Raw genomic sequence first — 23939 nt, forward strand, 5'->3', positions numbered from 1 at the left:
CCCCCCCCCCCCGCTACCGATGGGCGTGCCTACCACCGTGGTGGGCGCGGACCGTTGGTCCGCACGCCTTCGCCTGCATTCACAATTTGCTACACCGGCCCCGCTAGGCTGGTTTTCCACCGGATGCGGACGGGTGACAAACCCGGCAACTTTCGGCACTGTCGTGATGTCTGAACACCACGCAGTCTCCCCCTTGGCAAGGCGCCTTCGAGCACGTTCATGAAATTCAAAGCCCCCGCATTCCTGATGGCCCTGGCGCTGGTAGCGCCGCTGGCGCTGTCGGCCAAGGCCGATTCGCCGGCGCTGCCGGCTGCGGCGACCGCCGATCAGGTGACCACCTCCAAGCTGGTGTACGGCCTGTTGTCCGACAGCCGGTACGCCTACCGTCCGCGTGCGCTCGATGAAGCCACCTCCAAGGATGTGTTCAAGCGTTACCTGGAGACCCTGGACGGCGGCAAGCAGTACTTCACCCAGGCCGATGTGGCGCGCTTCGCACCCTTCGAGGCGAACATCGCCAATGCCATCCGTGGCGGTGAACTTGAGCCGGCCTTCCAGGTCTTCGCGGTGTACAAGCAGCGCGTAGGCGAGCGCGTGGCCTACGCACGCAAGCTGCTCAGGCAGGAGCCGGACTTCACCACCGACGAGCGCTTTGAGTACGACCGCAAGAAGGTGCCGTGGGCGGCCAGCAATGCCGAGCTGGATGAACTGTGGCGCAAGTCGGTCAAGAATGACTGGCTGCGCCTGAAGCTGGCCGGCAAGAAGCCGGACGACATCCGCAAGACGCTGGACAAGCGTTACGCGACGCTGGAGAAGTCGGTCAACGAGCTGAAGGGCGAGGATGTCTTCCAGTTCTTCCTCAACGCCTACACCAGTGCGGTCGATCCGCACACCGACTACTTCACTCCGCGTACCGCCGAGAACTTCAACCAGGCGATGTCGCTGTCGCTGGAAGGCATCGGTGCGCAGCTGCAGCGCCAGGACGACATGGTGGTGATCCGCGAGATCATCGCCGGTGGACCGGCCTCCGTGGATGGCACCCTGAAGCCGGGTGACCGCATCGTCGGCGTCGGTCAGGGCAAGTCGGGCGTGGTCGAGGATGTGATCGGCTGGCGCATCGACGATGTCGTGGCCAAGATCCGCGGTGCCAAGGATACCCAGGTCAAGCTGGAGTTCATCCCGGCCGAGGAGGGCGCCGATGGCAAGCATCACACCCTGGTCCTGACCCGGCAGAAGGTGCGCCTGGCCGAGCAGGCCGCCAAGGGTGAAACCATGACCATTCCGGCCGCCAATGGCGAGCCGGCGCGGAAGATCGGCGTGATCAAGCTGCCGACCTTCTACCAGGACTTCGAGGGCCGCCGCCGCAATGCCGCCGATTATGCGTCGGCCACGCGCGATGTGGCCAAGCTGCTGGCGGGCTTCAAGAACGACAAGCTCGACGGCGTCGTGCTGGACCTGCGCAACAACGGTGGTGGCTCGCTGGACGAGGCGATCGAACTGACCGGGCTGTTCATCGAACAGGGCCCCGTGGTGCAGGTGCGTGAATCGGGCGGCCGCATCACCGTCAACAGCGACCGCAATCAGGGCGTGGCGTGGGACGGCCCGCTGGCCGTGCTGGTCAACCGTGGTTCGGCCTCGGCGTCGGAAATCTTCGCCGGTGCCATCCAGGACTACGGCCGCGGCCTGGTGATCGGCGAGACCACCTTCGGCAAGGGCACCGTGCAGAACATCGTCGACCTTGATCGCTGGCCGAGCGGCGAAACGCAGCGCTTCGGCCAGGTCAAGCTGACCATCGCCCAGTTCTTCCGCATCAGCGGCAGCAGCACCCAGCACAAGGGCGTGGTGCCGGACCTGGCGTTCCCCGCCAGCGTCGATGCCACCGAGTTCGGCGAAAGCACCTACGACAATGCCCTGCCGTGGACCCGCATCGCCGCGGTGCCGCATACGCAGTACGGCAACTTCGCGCCGCTGCTGCCGAAGCTGGAAACCCGCCACGAGGCACGCATCGCCACCGACAAGGAATTCGTGTGGTGGAACGAGGATGTCGAGCAGTTCCGTGCCGAAGCGGCGAAGAAGTATGTCTCGCTCAATGAAGCGACGCGTCGTGCCGAGCGGGAACGCCAGGACACCCAGCGCAAGGAGCGCCAGATCATGCGCAAGGAGCTGGGCCTGGCCCTGGATCCGCTGGCCGATGACAGCAGCGATGACGGCCTGACCGGCAACGAGCGCGATATCGTCAAGGATGCCGCCCGTGAGAAGGCCGCCGAGAAGCGACCGGACCCGCTGCTGCGTGAATCCGCTGCGATCCTGGCCGATGCGGTGAATCTGCTGGCCAATGATCGCCCGCTGTCGGCGCAGGTGCTGCCGCAGTCCACCGGGGCCGGTCGCTGGGCCGACTGAGCCACGCGTGACATGAAGTACCCCACGGGGCCGGCAATGCCGGCCCCGTCTGCGTTGACGGGCAGCGCCGGGTCATGCCCGGCGCTGCCGGTGCATGAACCGGGAGCAACAACCTGCGCCGCCAGCGGTGCTGTCGACCTGCCGCACACGGGGGCGGGACTACCCTAGCAGCTACCTTTCTCGCAGGAGTTCCCATGCGGGTCTCCCCTCTGTGCAGCGTTGCCGTCGGTATTGCCAGTGCCCTGATCCTGTCGGCCTGCGGTGGCCGCGCCGCCGACAGCACCGTGCTGCGCGAGTCCTTCGATTCCGGCGACACCTTCTCCCGGACGGTCGACAGCCGCCCGGCCGATGCCTGTGAAGCGGCGCGACGGGCCCTGCTCAGCCAGGGCTATGCGATCGCCCGCGTCGATGACGCGCAGGTGGAGGGGAGCAAGAACTTCCAGCCCCGCGAGGACGATCACGAGCAACTGGTACTCCGCATCTCCTGCGCGCCGCGTGGCAGCCAGTCGCTGGTGTTCGTCAGCGCGGTGCAGGACCGCTATGCGTTGAAGAAGAGCCCGACCTCGGCCAGCGTGGGCGTGGGCGCGCTGGGTTCGGTGTCGCTGCCGTTCGGCAGCAATGACGATTCCCTGGTGAAGGTCGCCAGCAGCACCATCACCGATGCCGACTTCTACCGCCGGTTCTTCCAGCGCCTGCAGCAGTACCTGCCGGCCGCCCCCGGTGAGGCGCCGCCGGTTCCGGAACGGCTGCCCGCTCCCCCCGTATCGGAGCCGGCGGCGGCGACGGATCAGGGTTGAGCGTGCGGCGTGGGCTGATGGTCATGGCCCTGCTGCTGGCTTCGCCGGCAGGCAGCGCGGCGGCGGCCGCGGACTGCACGCAGGGCCTGCTGCAGCGGCTGGGCTGGCGGTTTGAAGTGGCTGCGGTCAGTGCGCCGCAGATCCAGGGTGGCCCGGTGTGCACCCGGGCATCGCTGGTCGAGGCGCAGGCCGCAGGTGATCTGCGTGTGCGATGGCCGCAGACGCTGGACGGGGCGCAGCGCGAGGCGCTGCTGCAGCAGCTGCTGGAGGATCCTTCCACGGTCTGTGCCTATGCCTTCGAACTGGGCGCGGCGACCCGGCGGGCCGCCACGTCGCTGCAGGGCAACCCGCAGTTCCGCTTCTCCGGCGCACAGCTGGGCTGGATCGGCTTCGGGATGCAGGGCGCACGGGCGCAGGGGTGGCAACGCGTGCGCAGCTTCGGCCGCGGCTACGTTCCCGTGGATGGCAACAGCCGCGCGCTGCAGGCGTTCTACGGCGGTGCGGTGCGTGCCGAATGCGGTGTCGGCCGCCAGGTCGCGCAGCTGGCAGCGCAGCGTGAGCTGTATGGCGATGCTGCGTTCGACGCGGAGTTCACCGCAGGCGAACTGTCGATCGGCACCTTCATCGCGCTGCACGGCACCGACAGTGTCCTGCTCGGTGCGCATGCGGGCGACTTCCTTGCCGACGGCAAAGCCGTGCGCACCTCGGCGAGGGGACGTCAGGCCTTCGCGGGCCTGCCCGGCTTCATCGAACACGTGTACGACAAGAGCACGCTGGACGATCTGAGCAACCAGGCCGAGAACTTCGTCGTTGTCGACGTCGGGCCGGATGCAGCACAGGCGCTTGCCCGCCACGGAGGCCTGGCCTGGTACGACCAGCGCAACGCCGAGCTGTGGCAACTGGCGCAGGGGCTGCCGCGGGTGGGGCGGCGCTATTTCGAGCGGCTCCTGTTCGAACGCGACCCCGGACTGCGGGCGCGCCTTCCAGCGCGCTACCACGCCCGCCTGGCACGCATGGACCAGGTGCTGGACGATCCGTTCTACCAGCAGTTCGTGATCTACGTGCATCCGCGCGGTATACGTCCTATCGGCTACCACATCGCCCGGCTGCTCGACCGCAATCCACGAACGCCGTTTTCGATCGACCTGGCGGTGCACAATCTGCATACCACGCTCTACCGGCGTTGGCGCGAGGCGCAGCTGCGCCACTGTGCGTCAACCGGCAGGCCAGGCAGCCTGACCCTAGACCCCAACTGAAGGTGAAACAATGGATATTGCAATGATCGGCCTTGGCCGCATGGGCGCCAACATGGCCCAGCGCCTGCATCGCGGCGGCCACCGCGTGGTCGGCTACGACCCGGGCGAAGGCGCCCGCCAGCGCGCCGCGGAGGCCGGCATCGAAGTAGTCGATTCGCTGGCCGCCGCGGTCGCCGCGCTGCCGGTGCCGCGCGTGCTGTGGTTGATGGTGCCGGCGGGCGAAACGGTCGACCAGACGCTCGGCCAGCTGACCCCGCACCTGGCCGAGGGTGACATCGTCATTGACGGCGGAAACTCCAATTACCAGGACTCGATCCGCCGCGCCAAGGCGCTGGCCGAGGACGACCTGGGCTACGTCGACTGCGGCACCAGCGGCGGCATCTGGGGCCTGCAGGAGGGCTACAGCCTGATGGTCGGCGGTGAGGCGAAGGTGGTGGAGCAGGTTGCGCCGCTGCTGCGCACACTGGCGCCGGCGGAGGATCGGGGTTGGGCACGCGTCGGTCCTCCCGGTGCGGGCCATTTCACCAAGATGGTCCACAACGGCATCGAGTACGGAATGATGCAGGCCTACGCCGAAGGCTTCGCACTGATGGAACGCAAGCAGGACATGGAGCTGGACCTGGCGCAGGTTGCCGAGGTCTGGCGCCATGGCAGCGTGGTGCGTTCGTGGTTGCTGGACCTGAGTGCCGAGGCGCTCAAGCGCAATCCGTCGCTGGATGGCATCGCCCCCTACGTGGAGGATTCCGGTGAAGGCCGCTGGACCGTGGCCGAAGCGATCGCGCTGGATGTGCCGGCGCCGGTGATCACGCTCTCGCTGCTGGAACGCCTGCGGTCGCGCGAGTCGAATTCGTTCACTGACCGCCTGCTGGCGGCGATGCGCAACGAGTTCGGTGGGCATGCGATCAAGAAGTCGTAAGCGCCAGGAACGGAGCCCTTCGGCGCTGCCGTGGGGTTCCGGGCCGCGGACCGCGATCAGTTCAGTGCGATGCGCCGGGCCTCGTAAGCGCTGTCCCTGCCAGCCTGCAGCAAGCGCATTACCTGCAGCGCCTGCAATGGGCTGACCGTGGGTTCACCGTCACCCTGCATCGCCGCAGCGAACTGGGCATACAGGCGGCGATAGTCGCCCGGCAGGTTGTCGACCGTGCTGCGTTGCACGTTGTCCTCGGCATCGCAGTACACCCGCTCGCCGTGACGCGGGTCGATGCCCCAGCCCGGCGCGCCCGGCGCAACGCCGCGGCGCAGCTGTGCTTCCTGTACGTCCAGGCCCTGCTTGATCCAGCTGGCGCGGCTGCCGTGCACGGCGAACCGGGGCGTCGGTGCCGCCACCAGCGAACCGGCATGGAGGATCGCGCGGTGCCTCGGGTAATGCAGCACCGCATGGAAGTAATCGATGCCGCTGCCGCCTTCGCGCTGCACCGCCAGGTCCGCGTCGATCGCCTGCGGCCAGCCGAACAGCACCAGCATCTGATCCAGCAGATGCGGTGCAAGGTCATACCACAGGCCACTGCCAGGCCCCTCCTGCTCCCGCCAGCGCTCGCGCACGTGCGGGCGGTAGCGATCGAAATGCGCATGGCATTCGGCGACTTCGCCGAGCGCACCTTCGGCCAGCAAGGCCTGCAACGTCAGGAAATCGGCGTCGAAACGGCGATTCTGGAACACCGTGACGATGCGGTCTGCATCGCGCGCCGCCGCCAGCACGGCTTCGGCTTCGGCCACGTCCAGTGCGAAGGGTTTGTCCACCAGCACATGCTTGCCTGCGGCCAGCGCTGCCATCGCCAATGGTGCGTGCTGGTCATTCGGCGTGGCAATCACCACCGCGTCCACCGCCGGATCGTCGAATACGTCCTGGGGTGCCGCGCGCACGTGTACATCGCTGAACGTGCGCAGCAGCAGGTCGCGCTGCGAACTGACCACGCTGTGCAGGGTCAGTCCCGGGGTGTGCTGGATCAGCGGCGCGTGGAAAACGCGGCCGGCAAGGCCGTACCCGATCAGGGCCAGTTGCAGGTCAGGGCGCATGGCAGTGCTCCGCGCAGATCAGGCATGCAGGGTAAACGACGGGGGCCAGGATCCAAAGCTGAACGGTTGCGTTGAAAACCGGCGCGATTCACGGCGGCGTGACCGTAGCGCCACGCCTGCTGCACGGCGCTGCGGCCACACTGACCCCACATTCCGCAGGAGGTAACACACGATGAACAACCCGACCCGTACGCTGATTGCTTCGGCCCTCACCCTGGGCCTGGCGCTGTCCTCCTCGGCTGCATTCGCCAAGGATCCGGCAGCCAAGAGTCCGCCTGCCACCGACCATTCGGCGATGACCCACGCCGATCGCCACGACTCCAACGAGCCGGTGACCGACACCTGGATCACCACCAAGGTGAAGGCCGACCTGCTGGCCAGCAGCAATGTGCCGGGCACCGAGGTCAAGGTGGAAACCGTGAATGGCGTCGTCAGCCTCAGCGGCACGGTGGCGACCCAGGCCGAGCATGACAAGGCCGTCACTACGGCCAAGGGCATCAAGGGCGTCACCCGCGTTGATGCCAGCGCGCTGAAGGTCAACGCGGCGGCCAAGCGCTGATCCCGTGCGCCGCCCCGCCGGGGCGCCGCAGTACAGCTGCATGACGGTGGAGCCGGGCCAGCCCCGGCTCCACCCATGATGTTTTCTGGAGCGTTCAGCTGCCGGGGCCAGACGTTCCAGAGGTGTGACCGCCTGCGCTATATTGCCGGTTCCGCCGCAGCTGGGCCTGTCCGGGCCCATCCCTCTGCGGCCGTGCTGATGAGGAACTATGGCGCTGGTGTTCAGTGACGACATCTGGGATCGCTGGCGATTGCCGGCCTTGGCGCTGGCCGCCGCCGCGATCATCGTCGTGCCGTGGTTGACCCAGCGCAAGCTTCAGCGTGAGAACGAAGAAGCCATGGCCTGGGTGACGCATACGCAGGCGGTTGGCGTGGCGCTCCAACAGTTGCAGGCCGATGTGCGCGATGTCGAGTCGGCGGCGTTGACGCTGTCCAAGGGCGTGGACGCGCCCGGTCTGCGCGAGCGCATGGCCAAGGCCAACGAGATTCCCGGCCGACTCGCAGAGCTGGGCCGGATGACACGCGATAATCCTGAGCAGCTGATCCGCATCGGTCGCATCGAGTCCATGCTGGAAGGGCGGCTGGCGGTGGCGCGCGCGCTGGCCAAGGCCGAACCGAACAGTGACCAGCGCGCGCTGGTACAGGACCTGAGCACCCGTTACCCGATCCGCAGCGTGGTTGAAGAGCTGCAGAACAGCGAGCAGGCGCTGCTGGCCGAGCGGGCCGAACAGGCTGCGCGGCAGCGCAGGCAGACCGAATTCGTCTCGTGGAGCTCGCTGGTGGTGCAGCTGGCGCTGCTCGGCCTGGTGCTCTGGCTGCTGCAGCGGCAGATCGGTCGGCGCCTGCAGGCCGAACGGCAGTCGCTGCGCTCGGCCGCGCGCGCTGCCTCAGTACTGCAGACCGTGCGTGAGCCGATCGTGCTGCTCGACCGCGAGCTGCGCGTGCAGCTGCACAATCCGGCCTTTGCCGAGTTGTACGGCCTGCAGGACGAACGTGCCGATGGCCTGCTGCTGGATGACGTCGGCGACGGCGCCTGGCGGGACGCCGTCGTGCGCCAGCGCCTGGTCGATGTGCTGCTGCGCGGGCGCGAGCTGTGGGACTTCGAGCACGAACAGCGCACCTCCGAGGGCGTGGTGCGCTACATGCTGCTCAACGCGCGGCGCATGCCGCTGCCGGATACCGACGATGAAGTGGTGTTGCTGACCGTCAGCGATGTCACCGTGCAGCGCGCCGTGCAGTCGCGTGTGGAGGAACTGAACCGCCAGCTGGAAGGCAAGGTGGCGCAGGTCTCGGAGGTCAATCGCGAGCTGGAAGCATTCAGCTATTCGGTGTCGCATGACCTGCGCGCGCCGCTGCGCCACGTTGCCGGCTTCTCCGACAAGCTGTCGCGCCACCTGGGCGAGAGCGCCGACGAGAAGAGCCTGCATTACCTTGGGGTGATCTCCAGCTCGGCGCGGCGCATGGCGACGCTGATCGACGATCTGCTGGTCTATTCGCGGCTGGGGCGCGCAGCGATGCGCCAGCAGGCAGTGGACATGCAGTCGCTGGTGTCCGATACCCGTGCGATGCTCGATTCCAACCTGCAGGCCGAGGCTGAAAGCAGTGGCCAGGTCCATCACGTCGAATGGAACATCGCACCGCTGCCGATCGTGGTGGCCGATGAGAACATGATGCGCCAGGTGTGGCTGAACCTGCTCGGCAACGCGGTCAAGTATTCCAGCAACCGCGAACCGGCGAAGATCCGCGTGGATTACCAGCCGCAGCCCGATGGCGGCCATCAGTTCACGGTCAGCGACAATGGTGCAGGCTTTGACATGGCCTATGCCGGAAAGCTGTTCGGCGTGTTCCAGCGCCTGCACAAGGCCAGTGATTACCCCGGTACCGGCATCGGCCTGGCCAGCGTACGCCGCGTGCTGACCCGTCATGGAGGCCGGGTCTGGGCCGAAGCCGAGCCGGACGCCGGCGCAACCTTCCACTTCTACCTGCCTCCCGCGCTCGACGCGGACAAACAAGGTCCCTCCGCATGACGACTCTGCGCACCATCCTTCTTGCCGAAGACAGCCCGGCCGATGCCGAGATGGCGATCGACGCCCTGCAGGAAGCCCGCCTGGCCAATCCCATCGTGCACGTCGAGGACGGCGTGGAGGTCATGGACTACCTGCTGCGGCGCGGTGCCTTCGCCAGCCGCGAGGAGGGCCTGCCGGCGGTGCTGCTGCTGGACATCAAGATGCCGCGCATGGACGGCCTGGAAGTGCTGCGGCAGATCCGTGAGCACGAGGAGCTCAAGCGCCTTCCCGTGGTGATCCTGTCGTCCTCGCGCGAAGAGAGCGATCTGGCCCGCAGCTGGGACATGGGCGTGAACGCCTACGTGGTCAAGCCGGTGGACGTGGACCAGTTCTTCGGTGCCGTGCAGACCCTGGGCAAGTTCTGGGCACTGATCAACCAGGCACCGGAACTCGAGTAAGCCCATGCCCCTGACCGGTCCCTCCCTCGGGGCACTGCGCATCCTGCTGGTGGAGGATTCGCCTGAAGACGCCGAGCTGATGTCCGAACAGATGCTGGATGCGGGCCTGGAAGCCCGCTTCGAGCGCGTTGAGAGCGAGGCGGAACTGCGCCAGGCGCTGGCCGCATTCCAGCCGGATATCGTGCTGTCCGACCTGAGCATGCCGGGTTTCTCCGGCGACGATGCCTTGCGCATCGTGCGCGAGACGGCGCCGGATGTTCCCTTCATCTTCGTCTCGGGCACGATGGGTGAGGAGAATGCAGTGGCGGCGCTGCAGAAGGGCGCCAACGACTACATCATCAAGCACCAGCCAGCGCGCCTGCCGTCGGCGGTGGCCCGTGCGATCCGCGAGGCGCGCAGCGCGGTGGAGCGTTCGCGCGTGGAAACCGAGCTGATGCGCGCGCAACGGCTGGAAAGCCTTTCGCTGCTCGCCGCTGGCCTCAGCCACGACCTGCGCAACATCCTGCAGCCGCTGCTGATCATGCCGGACCTGCTGAAGGCGCGCACCGATGATCCGCAGCTGCACCACCTTGCGGATGTGATCGCCGAGTGCGGCCGCCGCGGTCATGAAATGGCGGAATCGATGTTGTCGTTCGTCCGTGGCTCGCGCAAGCCCAGCGAACGCGTGCAGATCGACGGCCTGTTCGACGCGGTGGCGCTGCTGCTGCGCAGCAACGTGCCCGATGCGGTGCGCCTGCACCTGCAGGTGGAGGATGAGGGCCTGGCGGTCGATGCGAACTACACCGAGCTGCAGCAGGTGCTGTTGAACCTGGCACTCAATGCGATCCAGGCGATGCCCAGCGGCGGCCGCCTGAGCCTGACCGCAAGCCATGCCGGCGAGCGCGACGGTGTGGACTGGATGCGCATCGCCGTGGCCGACGAAGGCATCGGCATGGATGCAGACACGCTCTCGCACCTGTTCAATCCCTTCTTCACCACCAAGGCGGACGGTACCGGCCTGGGCCTGATTTCCTGCAAGCGCATCGTCGAAGGTGCTGGCGGCAGCATCACGGTCACCAGCCAGCCGGGGCAGGGCACCTGTTTCGAGCTGCGCCTGCCGATGCGTGACGCCATCGAGAGCGGCGAGCCGATCGAGCAGCTGGTGGCACTGGGCAGTGGCCAGTCGATCCTGGTGGTCGATGGTGAAGCCACGCGCCTGTCGCTGCTGGGCAACGCGCTGTCCAGCCAGGGATATCAGCTGCAGCTGGCCTCCGATGGCCCGGCGGCGTTGCGCTGGATGCAGCAGGAGGCGATGCCGGCGCTGGTGATCGCCGATGCCGGCTCCAAACTGCTGCCGGCCAGCCAGCTGCTGGGCGAAATGGCCGGGCTGGGTTACCGGGGGCCGGCGCTGGTGCTGGAAGACGCGTCAGTGGAGGTTCCGGCCGATGCATTCCCTGATGGCATCGAGGTGCATGTGCTGCGCAAGCCGTTGCAGATGCAGCAGGTGTTCCGCGCTGTGGCAGAGGCACTGGGCTGAATCTGCGTCGCCGGGCCATGCCCGGCGCTACCGGAAGCGGTAGGTAGCGCCAGGCCATGCCCGGCGGCAGGTCACGCCGGCCGTTCCGGGGTCTCCCACGGGAAGCGTGGCAGGCTGTCCACGGCCTGTTCCAGCCGCCGTGACCAGTTCTGGTGGATGTCCGCATACAGGGGCGAGTCCGCGCCCAGCCGCAGCTGCTGGGCGATCCGCAGCTCGCCGTCGCGCAGCAATGCCAGATCGATCGGCAGGCCGACCGAGAGGTTGGAACGGATGGTCGAATCCAGCGACACGATCGCCGTGCGTGCGGCGTCCTCTAGGCGCGTGGCCGGGCTGAGGATGCGGTCGAGGATCGGCTTGCCATACTTGGACTCGCCGATCTGCAGGTAGGGGGTCTCCGGCGAGGCGGCGATGGCATTGCCCAGCGGGTAGATCATGTACAGGCCGGGGCGTTCGCCGGCGACCTGGCCGCCGAAGATCAGCGTGGCCTGGGTGTTGACGCCGTCATGGCCGTGCTCGCTGTGGCCGCCGTGCACCTGGCTGTCCACCAGCAGGCGACCGACGTAGGCAGCCGCTTCGAACAGATGGGTCATGTCGCGCAGGTTGGGCGTGCGCCGCTCGCCGGCGTCCCGGGTCAGGCGCGAGACCAGCAACTGGGTGGTGGCCAGGTTGCCAGCCGCCATCAACACGTAGGCCGCCTGGCCGGGATACTCGAACACGTGCAGCTTGCGGTGCACGCGCACATCGTCCAGCGAGGCATTGGTCCGGGTGTCGGCGGCGAAGACCAGGCCTTGGTCCACCTCGATTCCAACGCAATAGGTCATGTCGGTGCCCTATCATGTGCGTCCCGGATTGTAGGCAGGCCGCCGTGACGACGGCATGCCCACGCCCCCCAGACCCGTCACCTGAACCGCATGACCACCGTGCTCCTCAGCCTGGGCAGCAACGTCCAGCCCCGCCGCCATCTCCACGCCGCGGTGGCGGCCCTGCGCGAGCGTTTCGGCGCGTTGCAGGTGTCTCCGGCCTACCGCACGGCCGCGGTCGGCTTCGATGGCCCGGCCTTCCTCAACAATGGCGTGCTGATCCAGACCGATCTGCCGCTGCAGGCGCTGGATGATTGGCTGCACGCACTGGAAGACGCCCACGGTCGTGATCGCAGTGGTCCGCGCTTCTCCGACCGCACCCTGGACATCGACGTGGTGTTCTACGGCAACCACATCGTGGAAGGCCCGGGCCATCTGCGCATTCCGCGCCCCGAGCTGAAGCACGCCTTCGTGCTGAAGCCGCTGGCGGACATCGCGCCAGACTTCATCGACCCGGTCAGCGGCCTGGCCCTGGCGGCGCTGTGGCGCGCACACGCTCAGTTTGGCGAGGCATTCGAGGTGGTTGACCTGGAATGAGGGCCGCTGCGCTCGCCTACGTAGATCGGTAGCGCCGGGCCATGCCCGGCGGACTTCAACTCACCGTGCGTCCGCCATCCACGCGCAGGGTGTGGCCGGTGACGAAGCTGGCTTCGGCCACCAGCCAGTACACCGCCTCGGCGATCTCCTCCACCGTGCCGGTGCGTGCCAGCGGCGTGCGCGCCAGCAGGGCCTCGCGGGCGAAATCGTCCTTTCCCTGCTCGGGCCACAGGATCGCACCGGGGGCGACCGCATTGACCCGCACTTTCGGCGCCAGTTCCAGCGCCAGTGACCGGGTGGCCATCTCCAGTGCGGCCTTGGCCATGGTGTAGGCCACATGGTCGCGCATCGGGTCGGTGCCGTGCAGATCGGTCAGATTGACGATGCAGCCCTGCTGGCGGCGCAGGTACGGCGCGGCCGCCTGTGACAGCAGCAGCGGTGCACGCGCATTGACCGCGTACAGCTCATCCATCGCTTCGGCGGTCACCTGGCCGAGCGGGGTGGGGAAGAAGTTGGACGCGTTGTTGACCAGCGCATCGAGGCGGCCGAAGTGGGCCACGGCCTGCTCGACCAGATCGGGCAGGGCACCGGCATCGCGCAGGTCGGCCTGCAGGGCCAGCACGCTGCCCGGACGGACGTTGTCCAGGTCGAAGGCGGCCTGCTGCAGCTCGGCGCTGGACGTGTTGGCATGCAGCACCACCGACCAGCCACAGGCGTGGAACTGGCGTGCGATGGCGGCGCCGATCCGGCGCGCGCTGCCGGTGATCAGGGCCACGGGGGCGGTGTCGCTCATCGAGGGTCCTCCAAGGCTCGGCTATCCTGTGCACCATTGTCACCGCATTCGAAGACGCCATGCAGCCTACCTTCCCTTTGCCCGATGCCGACGCCCTGGCCCACAGCGACCAGCTGGCCGCCGCACTGCGCGCTGAAATCCTCGCCCAGGGGGGCGCGATGCCGTTTTCCCGCTTCATGGAACTGTGCCTGTACGCACCCGGGTGGGGCTATTACAGCGCCGGTTCCAGCAAGTTCGGTGGCGGTGGTGACTTCACCACCGCGCCCGAGCTGGGTGGCCTGTTCGCCGGCAGCGTGGCCAATGCGCTGGCGCCGGTGTTCGCCCAGCTCGGTGCGCAGTCGCGGATGCTGGAGCTGGGCGGCGGCACCGGTGCCTTCGCCGAAGCCGTGCTGCTGCGGCTGGCCGAGCTGGATGCGGTGCCTTCGCGTTATGCCATCCTTGAACCCAGTGCCGACCTGCGCCAGCGCCAGCAGCAGCGCCTGCAACAGGCGCTGCCGGCAGAGCTGGCCACGCGCGTGGACTGGATCGAGCGTCCGTTCGAAGAGGACTGGGAAGGTGTGGTGTTCGCCAACGAGGTGATCGACGCACTTCCGACCCCGCGCTTCCTGATCAGGGACGGCGAGGTCTACGAGGAGACCGTGGAACTGGACGCGGAGGGCAACTTCATCCGTGGCGCGCAGCCGGCCGATATTCTGCTCAACGGCGCCGTGCGCCACATCGAACGCTATCTCGAAAGGCCCTTCGCCGACGGATACCGCTCAGAGGTGCTGCCGCAGCTGCCGTACTGGCTGCAGGCAGTGGCTGGCGGCCTGCAACGTGGCGCGATGCTGTTCATCGACTACGGCTACAGCCGCAGCGAGTTCTACCAGCACGATCGCGACGACGGCACGGTGCGCGCCTTCTACCGCCACCACGTGCATAACGACGTGCATCGTTGGCCGGGCCTGCAGGACATCACGGCCTCGGTGGACTTCACCGCGATGGCCGAAGCGGGCCTGCACGGTGGCTTCGAGCTGGCGGGGTACTGCAGCCAGGCCAGCTTCCTGATCGGCAATGGCCTGGACCAGGTGCTGAGCCTGGCCGAGGAGCGTACCGATGAGGTGGGGCGCATCCAGCTGCGCGACCAGGTGAAGAAGCTGACCCTGCCGACCGGCATGGGCGAGCGCTTCCAGGCGATCGGCCTGCAGCGTGGAATCGACTTCGAGCCGGCGTTCGCGCTGGGCGATCTGAGCTGGCGCCTGTGAGCGCGACGCGCATGATCAAGCCGCTGCGGCGGCCGCGTCTATGGACTGCGCTGTGGGTGCTGGCCGTGCTGTTCGTGATCGTGGTCTGCCTGATTCCGCGGCCACCGATTCCCGTGCCGGAGAACGGCGACAAGGTCGAACATTTCCTGGCGTACTTCATTCTGTCCGGCAGTGCCGTGCAGCTGTTCCGGCAAGGACGTCCGCTGCTGTGGGTCGGGCTGGGCCTGGTGCTGATGGGAATCGGGATCGAGTTCGCACAGGGGGCGCTGACACGCGACCGCATGGCCGACCCGATGGACGCCCTCGCCAACACGGTTGGCGTTCTTGCCGGATTGGGCCTCGCGCTGACCCCGCTGCGCGACCTCCTGCTGCGCTGGCGGGGCTGACACGCCTTCCCTGATGGAAGTGGAACCGGGCATGGCCCGGCTCCACAGCCTTCCGGTTACTTCTGCAGCGTCACTTCGTCCAGCACCCACATCGCCGGGCGGGTATCACCGGTGAAGTTGATGCACAGATCGTCGGTGCCGTGCGTGCCCTTCGGCAGCGTCGCACGCAGGCTCACGAAGCCATCGGCATCGGGCGTGGCCGGCAGCGGGACTTCGGCCAGCACCTTGCCCGTGCAGCTGCCCCGGCGGATCAGCATCTCGCCGTGCGCGCGCCTGGCCTTCTCGAAGCGACGGTTCGGCTCGTCATGCGCCAGCTGGAAGTAGTAGGGGATGCGACCGGCGCGCACCTCCACGCTGCCGATGCCGTCCAGCTGCGCCTGTGGCCAGCGCCAGCAGGGCTGGAAGATGTCCACGTTGAAGACCGCGCGTGCGCCCTCGCGCGGGCCATCGTCTTCCAGGCGCAGTACCAGGCCCTTGTTGCCAACGCAGCTGAGCAGTTCGTCGCTGCGGCGGGCGAGCAGCGATTGCGGAGTGAACGCGGCTACGGTGGGCTCTGCGGCCAGCATCCGGCCCTGGTAGAACGCTGCGGCCTGTACCGTGGTGGGCACCTTCGCGGTCAGCGGCTGCTGGTACAGCGGCGACTGCGCGGTCACCGGCTGGCCATCGGTGCTGTAGCGCACCTCGTAGCCCAGCGGGTTGGCCAGCGACACCGTCACCGTGCCTGCGGCGCGATCATCGTGGTACGCCACGCCCACTTCGAACGGCGTCTGTGCATAGGCGAGTCCCCATGCGCGGTAGCGCTGCAGCTGTGACGGCAGGCGTGCCAGGAAGTCGCGGAAGTCACGCTTCCCGGGCGCGCTCCAGCCGGTCTCGGCCACCGCCGCCAGGCGCGGGAACAGGTTGTGCTGCAGCCGCGCATAGCTGCGGGTGTGCTCGGTGAACATGTTCGCCTGCAGGCCGAGGATGTGTCCGCGCTTGTCGGCGGGCAGTTCGTCCGGCACCGGCTCGAAGTTGTAGAGCTTGCCGAGGTTGACCTGCGTGGGGCGGCCCGGCGGTTCATTGGGCGAGGCGGTCTGCAGGTAGTCCAGGTACAGGTAGCCGACCGGCGACATGATCACGTCATGGCCGGCGCTGGCAGCGGCCAGGCCGCCTTCGGTGCCGCGCCAGGACATCACCGTGGCCTGCGGCGGCAGGCCGCCTTCGAGGATCTCGTCCCAGCCGATCAGGCGGCGGTCGTGCGCTTCCAGGAAGGTTTCCAGGCGCTTGATGATGTGGCTCTGCATGGCCATCTCATCCTTGATGCCCAGCTCGCGCATGCGCTGCTGCACCTGCGTTGAGGCGATCCATTGATCCTTGACCGCCTCGTCGCCACCCACGTGCACGTACTTCGCCGGGAACAGTGCGATCACCTCCTCCAGCACGTTCTCGAGGAAGGTCACGGTGCTGTCTTCCACGTTGAAGAGGTTGGGGAACACGCCCCATTCGCTGATCGGCTTCAGCGGCGTGCTGATCGAGCCCAGCTCCGGATAGGCGGCGATCGCGGCCGTGGCATGGCCCGGCACGTCGATTTCCGGAATCACCTGGATGTGCAGCTTGGCTGCGTAGGCAATCACTTCACGGATCTGCTCCTGCGTGTAGAAACCGCAATACGGGTACTCCTGTCTGGTCACCGGATCGATGCCGCCATCGCCGGCCGGCAGGCGGCAGCTGCCGACCTCGGTCAGCTTCGGGTAGCGCTTGATCTCCATGCGCCAGCCCTGGTCATCGGTCAGGTGCCAATGGAAGGTGTTGAGCTTGTGCGCGGACATCGCATCAAGCACGCGCTTGATCTCGTCCAGGCTCTGGAAATGCCGCGCCGAGTCGAGCATGAAGCCCCGCCAGGGGAAACGCGGCGCATCCTGGATCTGCACGGCCGGCAGCGCGCCCTGGCTGCCGCCGGTGGCCAACTGGGCCAGCGTGGTTGCGCCGTAGAACAGGCCGGTCTCGTTGCCGGCCTGCACCAGCACGCCCTGCGCGGTGCTGTCCAGCGTGTAGCTCTCGCCGCTGTCGCGGAAGGTGGGAATGATCTGGAAGCGGATGCCGCCTGCCTTGGCCGCAGCCTTGCCGGTAGCCAGCGCCAGGCGCGGGCCGCCGCTGCGCGCCAGCAGGTCGGCGAATTGGGTGGCGACCCGCTGTGCGGCCTCGCCGTCTGCGTACAGCGCGGTCGTGGCGGACACAGTGATGCCACTGCCCTGGCCGGGCTGCACGCTGGCGGGGGCAGGAATCAGCATCAGGCTGTTGGCGCGCAGCTGCGGGCCAGGAGCTTCAGCGGCGGGCACCGGATCGGCGGCGAAGGCCGGCAGGGCCGGCAGCAGGGCAAACAGGCTGCCCAGCAGCAGTGCGCCGTGCATCCTGGCGCGGAAGGGCTTGACCATCGGAACGACTCCTTGGAACGGTGCAATGAACGCTATACATGAAAAACGCCGGGCCCGGAATGACCCAGGCCCGGCGTGCGTGCACGACTCGGCGATGACGCGGCCGATGGATCAGTACTTGAAGCGGAAGTTGAGGTAGTACTGGCGGCCGTTGCTGTAGAACGACGTCGGAATGGCCGCGGTCTGGTAGTACTTGTAGGTCGGGTTGTTGAGGTTCAGCGCATCCAGGCTGATGCTCAGCCAGTCGGTGGCCTTGTAGCTCAACGAGGCCGACAGCGTGCCGAAATCATCCTGGTAGTAAGGGTTGGTGCCCGACAGGCTGATCAGGAACGACGAGCGGTGCGTGTAGCTGACGCGTGCTCCGAAACGCTCGTTCTCGAAGTAGGCCCCCACGTTGTAGGTGTTCTTCGAGGTACCCAGCAGGTTGTGCGAACCGTCGGACCAGGTGTGGGCCGTGGTGCCGTTGGCGTAGGTGTAGTTGGCGTTGATGCCGAAGTACTCGCCGATCGGCTGCTCATAGGCCACCTCCACGCCGGTGACCTTGCCGTCGGCATTGATCGGGGTGGAGATCTGGTAGGTCTCGAGCTGGTTGGTCAGTTCGCTGTACAGCTGGCGCGAGACCACGTCGAAGGCGATGTAGTCCTTCATGTCCATGTGGTACGCACCGACCGACAGCAGGCCGCGCGGCATGAAGTACCACTCCAGGTTGGCGTCGAAGTTCGTGGACAGGGTCGGCTTCAGGTTCGGGTTGCCACCGCCGCCGGTCTTGTTCAGGTCCGAACCCCACGACGAAGCGCCCAGGGCCGAATAATCCGGCAGGGTCTGGGTCTGCGACGCGGCCACGCGCAGCACCAGCCTGTCGTCCAGGTCGAACTTGATGTTGGCGCTGGGCAGGACGCGGTTGCGCTTGTTCTGGAAGGCGGTGCGCTCCCACATGCCGAACAGGCTGCTCACATCGGCATCGGCGGCATTGCTGACCGCGTTGTAGGTGTCGATGTCCTGCTTGATGTTGACGTAGCGCAGGCCGACGTTGCCGCTCCACCAGTCGCCGCTGAAGTTGGCCTGCACGTAGCCGGCGAAGTTCTTCTCCTTCACCTTCCACTCGGCACCGTAGTTGTGGCGGCCGGTGGGGCCATCGTTGCCGGCCAGCCAGGTGGAGTTGTTGATGATCGCGTTCTTCAGTGCATCCGGCGTGTAGTACCAGATGTTGCGCGGGAAGGTGCCGCCGACATCACCGGCGAAGCCGCTGGGATAGTTGGCGGTGGCGCTGCCCTGCAGTGCGGACCAGATGTCACCCGGGGTCGCACCTTCCGGCGAGAGCGCTTCGCGTTCGTGGTCGGCGAAGCGCACGCCGAAGTCCACGGAGTTCAGCACGCCGGTGCCGAAATACTGGCTGAAGTCCAGCGTGGCCCAGTCTTCCTTGTCTTCGGCGCGGACCAGCTGGTTGCCCCACGTGCCGAAACTGGTGACGCCGCTGGGGCTGATGTCGCCGCCGATGTTCCAGTCCACCGGCGAACCGGCGCCGTGCGTTGCCCAGCTGGCACCGCCGCCCTGGCCGAGCGTGACTTCAGCAATGAACTGGCGCGGGGTTTCACCGGTGCCCTTGGTGGTACCGGCCTGGAACTTCATGTCCAGGGTGTCGTTGATCTGCCAGTCGGCGTCGAACGTGACGTAGTTGGTCTTGGCCGTGGCTTCACGGTAGATCATGTCGTAGACACCGTAGTTGGTGCCCGGAACGCCCGCGTAGGTGGCATTGCTCAACACGCCGTCGGTCACGGTGTAGCCCGGGTTCGGCGCCTGCGACTTGGCGAAGTTGCCGCCCCACAGCATGAAATTGCGGTTGTAGTTGTTGGCTTCCAGCTTGGAGGAGAAGCCGCTCAGCGACAGGTTCAGCGTATCGGTCGGCTTGAACTGGATGGTCACCAGCCCGCCCTTGCGTTCGCGGGTCTGTTCGAACAGGGTCGAACCCAGCAGGCCGGGGACGGCCACGCCGATCAGGTCCGGATTGGTGAGGGCCACCGGATCATCGGCGCCGATCCGGGTGAAACCGCCCGGGATTTCCTGCGCCTCACGGCGGAGCTCGCGCTTCTGGTAGAAGGCCTGCAGCATCACGCCGAAGTTGTTGGCGTCATTCTTGTAGTTGAACAGCGCCGAGTACTGCGGGTCGGTCGACTTGGCCTGGTCCGAACGGACCGCACCCACCGAGGCTTCCGCACTGAAGGGCTTGGCGAACTCCAGCGGCTTGCGGGTGATGATGTTGACGGTACCGGTGGTGCCGCCATCCTGCAGCTTGGCCTGCGAGGACTTGTTCACTTCCACCGAGCTCACCAGCTCGGAGGGCAGCAGCGAGTAGCTGACGCTGCGGCCGACGTTGTTGCCCTGGCTGAGCACGAACCAGTCGGCCGAGCCGACCGTGTGGCCGTTGATCAGGGTCTGGGTCAGGCTCGGGCTGGTGCCACGCAGGCTGACGCGGTCGGCTTCATCGAAGCCGCCTTCGTCGGCGCTGGACGAGCTGATGTTGACGCCGGGCAGGCGCTGCAGGGTGTCGGCCACATTGTGCGCCGGCAGCTTGCCGACGTCTTCGGCGGTCACCACTTCCACGCGCGCGTTGGCTTCGCGCTTGGTATCCAGCGACTTCTCCATCGAGCCACGGATGCCGGTGACGGTCACGGTGTCCAGGTCGGTTGCGGTCGGCGCAGCCTGCTGGGCATGTGCGCTGAAAGCGAGGCAGCTGACGATGGCGGCCGAAAGCAGGGTCTTGCGGGTGTTCATGATGTCTCTCCTCATCACTCGATTGGGTGCCGGCGGCGGTGTTCGGTTGCGGTTGCGTTGACGTGCGCGGGGCGGCGGCGATGTCCCGTGCATTGGCGTGCCACGTACTGCGTGCTGCGATTGCGTTGAAGCCTGTTGCGGTGTCAGGCGGCCGACTGCTGCAGGTACCAGCTGGCAGCACCGACCACGCCCAGCTGGCCGTGCTCGACCACCTTCACCGGGATGCGTGCCAGTGCTTCGCCCATCGGCCCCTTCTGCAGGTAGCGCTCGACGAAGGTGCTGGTGCGCAGGTACTCGCGGATCTGCGGCAGGATGCCGCCGGCCAGATAGACGCCCCCATGGGCGCCGTAGAACAGGGCCATGTCGCCGATGGTGCTGCCGAGCAGGCCGCAGAACACATCCAGCGCCTTGCGTGCGTGCGCATCAGTGCCGGCCATCGCCGCGGCGGTGACCGCGTCCGGACTGGCCAGGGTGGGCTGCTGTCCCTGCAGGGCGCACACCGCGCGGTACAGGTTCATCAGGCCGGGGCCGGAGATTGCGTGCTCGATCGACACGTGAGCGCGCTCGCGCTGCATGTGGCGGACGATGGCCATTTCCAGTTCGGTGCTGGCGGCCAGCGTCGGTTGCCCGGCTTCGGTAGCCAGCACGACCGGGCCATGGGCGGTCGGGATCCACAGTGCCGCACCCAGGCCCGTACCCGGACCGACCACGAGGGTCGGTCCGCGCGGGGCGCTTTCCGGCCCACACAGGTGCAGGACGCCGCTGGCGTCGACCTGTGCCGCGGCATAGGCCACCGCTTCGAAGTCGTTGACGATGTGGACCTGCTGTACGCCGACGTCGGCCTCGATCTGCCGCGCGGACAGCGGCCAGGGCACGTTGGCAGTGATGACCGTCCCGTCTTCGCGCGCATAACCGGCCGTGGCCACCACGCAATGCGCCGGGCGCGGGCCGTCGCCCAGGAAGTCGGACAGGATCGCACTCAGGCCGGCGTGGTCGGCATTGCGATACTTGCGGTATTCCAGCACCTGCACCGGATGGGCGGCATCGCCGCTGGCCTGGACCCGGGCGACACGCACATGGGTGCCGCCGACGTCGGCGGCCAGGAACGAGGGCGCGACGCGGGACAGGACATGGGCCGGGGCGGGATGGCTGGCGGTCACGCGGGCTCCTGCTGAAGAGGGGGCCGGATCCGAGGGTGAGGCCGGCTGTTGGGCGGAGTCTGTAACCCCGCTGACAACGATGTCAACGAGTTCGTGACACTTTCGTTGCTGCGGCGCAACGAATGGGGTGTGCGGTAAACGTTTCCATGACGTGAACGGCGCGTTCACGCCGGAGCCCTTGCTGCACGGGGCTCAACGGCTCCAGCGTATTCAGCACGCGACCGTAGGCGACGGTTGCGCGATGCAGCATGGCCTGCGCTGCCCCGCGCAGGGAAGTTGACAAACCGCCGTTGTCCATCGAAAGAATGTGACAACGTTGTTCCCAGCCACTCTCCGACGCCGCGTTCTGCGACCGTCGCCGCAGGAGCCCTCCTGATGTCCGCCGTCCCCGCTGCAAGCGCGCGCCCGAACGTGGCCACCTCCATCGCCATCGTCGGCGTCCTGTTCTTCCTGATCGGTTTCTTCACCTGGCTCAACGGCCCGCTGATCACCTTCGTCAAGCTGGCCTTCGAGCTCAGCGAGGTCGGCGCCTTCCTGGTGCTGATGGTGTTCTACCTGTCCTATTTCTTCCTGGCCCTGCCGTCGTCGTGGATCCTGCGCCGCACCGGCATGAAGAAGGGCCTCAGCCTGAGCCTGCTGGTGATGGCCGGCGGCGCGGCACTCTTCGGTGAATTCGCGACGCAGCGCTGGTACCCCGGCGCGCTGGGCGGGCTGTTCGTGATCGGCAGCGGCCTGGCCCTGCTGCAGACGGCGATCAATCCCTACATCTCCATCCTCGGCCCGATCGAGACCGCAGCGCGTCGCATCGCGCTGATGGGCATCTGCAACAAGATCGCCGGCATGCTGGCGCCGGTGCTGATCGGCACCCTGGTGCTGCATGGCATCGGTGACCTGGACAAGCAGGTGCAGGCGGCCGACGCGGTCACCAAGGTGGCCCTGCTCAATGAGTTCGCCGCCAAGATCCATGCGCCGTACCTGGCGATGGCCGGCCTGCTGGTGCTGCTGGCCGTCGCCGTATTGTTCTCGCCGCTGCCGGAGATCAAGTCCTCCGAGGCCAACGCCACCCCGACGGCCGCCGGCGCGGCCGAGCGCAGCAGCATCTTCCAGTTCCCGCACCTGTGGCTGGGCGTGCTCTGCCTGTTCGTGTATGTCGGCGTGGAAGTGATGGCCGGTGATGCCATCGGTACCTATGGCCACGGCTTCGACCTGCCGCTGGACCAGACCAAGATGTTCACCTCGTTGACCCTGGCGGCGATGCTGGCTGGCTACGTGGTGGGCCTGCTGCTGATTCCCCGGGTGGTTTCGCAGTCGCGCTACCTGACCGTTTCGGCGGTACTGGGCGTGGTGTTCTGCCTCGGTGCTTGGGCCACCCACGGCTACGTTTCGGTGGCCTTCGTGGCCCTGCTGGGCTTTGCCAACGCAATGATGTGGCCGGCCATCTTCCCGCTGGCGATCCGTGGCCTGGGCCGTTTCACCGAGACCGGCTCGGCGCTGCTGGTGATGGGTATCGCCGGTGGCGCGATCATTCCGCAGTTGTTCGCCGTGCTCAAGCAGCACATCGATTTCCAGCTGGTGTTCGTGCTGCTGATGGTGCCGTGCTACCTGTACATCCTGTTCTACTCGGTCATCGGCCACCGCGCCGGCCTGCCGCAGGAGCGCTGATAGGCGATGATGGACGGCAGCCAACCCCAGGGAAAACCCATGCGCAGAGCGACCATCAAGGACGTCGCGGAGAAGGCCAAGGTCTCTCTGAAGACCGTCTCGCGGGTGATCAACAACGAGCCCTCCGTGATGCAGGCCACCCGTGCACGGGTGCTGCGGGCGATCGCCGAGCTCGACTACGAGCCCGATCCGTCCGCGCGCAACCTGCGCAGCGGGACCACTTTCGTGATCGGGCTGGTCTACGACAACCCCAACCCGTACCACATCATCGGCGTGCAGAACGGCGTGCTGGCCGCGTGCCGGGAGACCGGCTTCGGCCTGCAGATCCACCCCTGCGACTCGAGCTCGCCCCTGTTGGCCGATGAACTGGCCGACTGGGTACAGCGCTCGCGCCTGGCCGGCCTGGTGCTGACCGCACCGATGTCCGAGCGCCGCGATCTGGTGCAGGCGCTGACCGCACGCGGCATCAAGCTGGTGCGCATCATCGCGGCGACCGAGGACCCGGCGGACGGAGCCTGCGTGTTCGTCGACGACCGCGAAGCGGCCTACGAGATCACCGAGCATCTGATCCAACTGGGCCATCAGCGCATCGGCTTCCTGTGGGGTGGCAGCTCGCACCGCTCTTCCGGCGAACGCTATGCCGGCTACGAAGCGGCGCTGAAGGACTACGGCATGACCGTGGACAAGCATCTTGTGGTGCAGGGCGACTACACCTTCGACGACGGTTTCCGGGGCGCGCGCCGCCTGCTGGCGCTGCGCGAACCGCCCACCGCCATCTTCGGTTCCAACGATGAAATCGCTGCGGGCGTGCTGGCCGCTGCCAAATCGGCGGGGATGAACGTGCCCTACGACCTGTCCATTGCCGGCTTCGAGGACAGCCCGTTCTCGCGCCAGTCCTGGCCGCCGTTGACCACCGCCAAGCAGGCCACCGAGGACATCGCACGCCACGCCGCGCGCCTGCTGATCGCGCAGCTGCGCAGCGATGCCTATGACGACGCGCCTGCACCGCTGCACAACCAGGGCTTCGTGCCGCAGCTGGTAGTGCGCGGGTCGACTGCGCCGATGCGTCCCGCCGGCGCCCGCCCACTCCCTTCCGATCCTGCCTGA

At 67.2% G+C, this 23939-nt stretch carries 19 protein-coding genes; 13 read left to right on the forward strand and 6 right to left on the reverse strand.

What is annotated here, in order from left to right; all coding sequences use genetic code 11:
* Positions 1 to 219: 219 nt before the first annotated feature.
* The 4 genes from AC06FB_RS17065 (at position 220) to gnd (ending at position 5366) form a co-directional block, all read left to right on the forward strand.
* Positions 220 to 2397 carry a carboxy terminal-processing peptidase gene (locus tag AC06FB_RS17065; RefSeq protein WP_053519630.1) on the forward strand — a complete coding sequence of 726 codons (2178 nt, stop codon included), beginning with the start codon at positions 220 to 222 and terminating at the stop codon, positions 2395 to 2397.
* 194 nt (positions 2398 to 2591) lie between these two features.
* Complete coding sequence (locus AC06FB_RS17070) at positions 2592 to 3194, forward strand: DUF2242 domain-containing protein (protein ID WP_053519316.1); 603 nt, start codon at positions 2592 to 2594, stop codon at positions 3192 to 3194.
* A gap of 17 nt (positions 3195 to 3211) precedes the next feature.
* A complete protein-coding gene (locus AC06FB_RS17075) occupies positions 3212 to 4450 on the forward strand; it encodes a hypothetical protein (protein WP_478053929.1) in 1239 nt (412 codons plus the stop codon).
* Between the two features lie 10 nt (positions 4451 to 4460).
* A complete protein-coding gene (gene gnd / locus AC06FB_RS17080; RefSeq protein ID WP_053519312.1) occupies positions 4461 to 5366 on the forward strand; it encodes a phosphogluconate dehydrogenase (NAD(+)-dependent, decarboxylating) in 906 nt (301 codons plus the stop codon).
* 56 nt (positions 5367 to 5422) lie between these two features.
* Here the strand turns inward: gnd and AC06FB_RS17085 are convergent, their stop codons facing one another.
* Positions 5423 to 6466, reverse strand: a complete 1044-nt coding sequence (locus AC06FB_RS17085) for an oxidoreductase (protein WP_128989995.1) — start codon at positions 6464 to 6466, stop codon at positions 5423 to 5425.
* 172 nt (positions 6467 to 6638) lie between these two features.
* On the opposite strand from AC06FB_RS17085, the gene AC06FB_RS17090 reads away from it, so the two are divergent.
* The 4 genes from AC06FB_RS17090 (at position 6639) to AC06FB_RS17105 (ending at position 11004) form a co-directional block, all read left to right on the forward strand.
* The gene (locus AC06FB_RS17090) at positions 6639 to 7025 is read left to right on the forward strand and encodes a BON domain-containing protein (RefSeq protein WP_053519307.1); all 387 of its coding nucleotides are present in this window, start codon (positions 6639 to 6641) and stop codon (positions 7023 to 7025) included.
* Positions 7026 to 7233: 208 nt separating this feature from the next.
* A complete protein-coding gene (locus AC06FB_RS17095) occupies positions 7234 to 9051 on the forward strand; it encodes a sensor histidine kinase (protein WP_053519305.1) in 1818 nt (605 codons plus the stop codon).
* Positions 9048 to 9488, forward strand: a complete 441-nt coding sequence (locus AC06FB_RS17100; RefSeq protein ID WP_262101464.1) for a response regulator — start codon at positions 9048 to 9050, stop codon at positions 9486 to 9488. Before AC06FB_RS17095 ends, AC06FB_RS17100 begins: the two co-directional genes overlap by 4 nt.
* Before the next feature lie 4 nt (positions 9489 to 9492).
* Entirely contained in the window at positions 9493 to 11004 is a 1512-nt protein-coding gene (locus AC06FB_RS17105; protein ID WP_478053922.1) for an ATP-binding response regulator, read from the forward strand.
* Between the two features lie 71 nt (positions 11005 to 11075).
* Here the strand turns inward: AC06FB_RS17105 and AC06FB_RS17110 are convergent, their stop codons facing one another.
* On the reverse strand, positions 11076 to 11825 hold the full coding sequence (locus tag AC06FB_RS17110) for a proteasome-type protease (protein WP_053519299.1): 750 nt from the start codon (positions 11823 to 11825) through the stop codon (positions 11076 to 11078).
* 90 nt (positions 11826 to 11915) lie between these two features.
* Between AC06FB_RS17110 and folK the strand changes: the two genes are divergently transcribed.
* The gene (gene folK, locus AC06FB_RS17115; RefSeq protein WP_065175155.1) at positions 11916 to 12401 is read left to right on the forward strand and encodes a 2-amino-4-hydroxy-6-hydroxymethyldihydropteridine diphosphokinase; all 486 of its coding nucleotides are present in this window, start codon (positions 11916 to 11918) and stop codon (positions 12399 to 12401) included.
* 55 nt (positions 12402 to 12456) lie between these two features.
* On the opposite strand, the gene AC06FB_RS17120 is transcribed toward folK, so the two are convergent.
* Positions 12457 to 13194 (reverse strand): pteridine reductase, encoded by a 738-nt coding sequence (locus AC06FB_RS17120; protein ID WP_074899803.1) that lies wholly within the window; start codon positions 13192 to 13194, stop codon positions 12457 to 12459.
* 59 nt (positions 13195 to 13253) lie between these two features.
* Here AC06FB_RS17120 and AC06FB_RS17125 point away from each other — a divergent pair, with 59 nt between their 5' ends.
* Positions 13254 to 14438, forward strand: a complete 1185-nt coding sequence (locus AC06FB_RS17125) for a class I SAM-dependent methyltransferase (RefSeq protein WP_128990003.1) — start codon at positions 13254 to 13256, stop codon at positions 14436 to 14438.
* An 11-nt stretch (positions 14439 to 14449) separates the two neighbouring features.
* Positions 14450 to 14824 (forward strand): VanZ family protein, encoded by a 375-nt coding sequence (locus AC06FB_RS17130; RefSeq protein WP_478053930.1) that lies wholly within the window; start codon positions 14450 to 14452, stop codon positions 14822 to 14824.
* Between the two features lie 56 nt (positions 14825 to 14880).
* Here the strand turns inward: AC06FB_RS17130 and AC06FB_RS17135 are convergent, their stop codons facing one another.
* The 3 genes from AC06FB_RS17135 to AC06FB_RS17145 all read right to left on the reverse strand — a co-directional run bounded on the left by AC06FB_RS17135 (position 14881) and on the right by AC06FB_RS17145 (position 21170).
* The gene (locus tag AC06FB_RS17135; protein ID WP_478053923.1) at positions 14881 to 17238 is read right to left on the reverse strand and encodes a family 20 glycosylhydrolase; all 2358 of its coding nucleotides are present in this window, start codon (positions 17236 to 17238) and stop codon (positions 14881 to 14883) included.
* Positions 17239 to 17349: 111 nt separating this feature from the next.
* On the reverse strand, positions 17350 to 20010 hold the full coding sequence (locus AC06FB_RS17140) for a TonB-dependent receptor (protein ID WP_053519286.1): 2661 nt from the start codon (positions 20008 to 20010) through the stop codon (positions 17350 to 17352).
* A gap of 143 nt (positions 20011 to 20153) precedes the next feature.
* Entirely contained in the window at positions 20154 to 21170 is a 1017-nt protein-coding gene (locus tag AC06FB_RS17145) for a glucokinase family protein (protein WP_053519284.1), read from the reverse strand.
* A gap of 375 nt (positions 21171 to 21545) precedes the next feature.
* Between AC06FB_RS17145 and AC06FB_RS17150 the strand changes: the two genes are divergently transcribed.
* Positions 21546 to 22832 carry a sugar MFS transporter gene (locus AC06FB_RS17150; RefSeq protein ID WP_053519282.1) on the forward strand — a complete coding sequence of 429 codons (1287 nt, stop codon included), beginning with the start codon at positions 21546 to 21548 and terminating at the stop codon, positions 22830 to 22832.
* Positions 22833 to 22871: 39 nt separating this feature from the next.
* Complete coding sequence (locus tag AC06FB_RS17155) at positions 22872 to 23939, forward strand: LacI family DNA-binding transcriptional regulator (RefSeq protein ID WP_049466708.1); 1068 nt, start codon at positions 22872 to 22874, stop codon at positions 23937 to 23939.

It is taken from the genome of Stenotrophomonas sp. Steno-C15 (assembly GCF_056393265.1).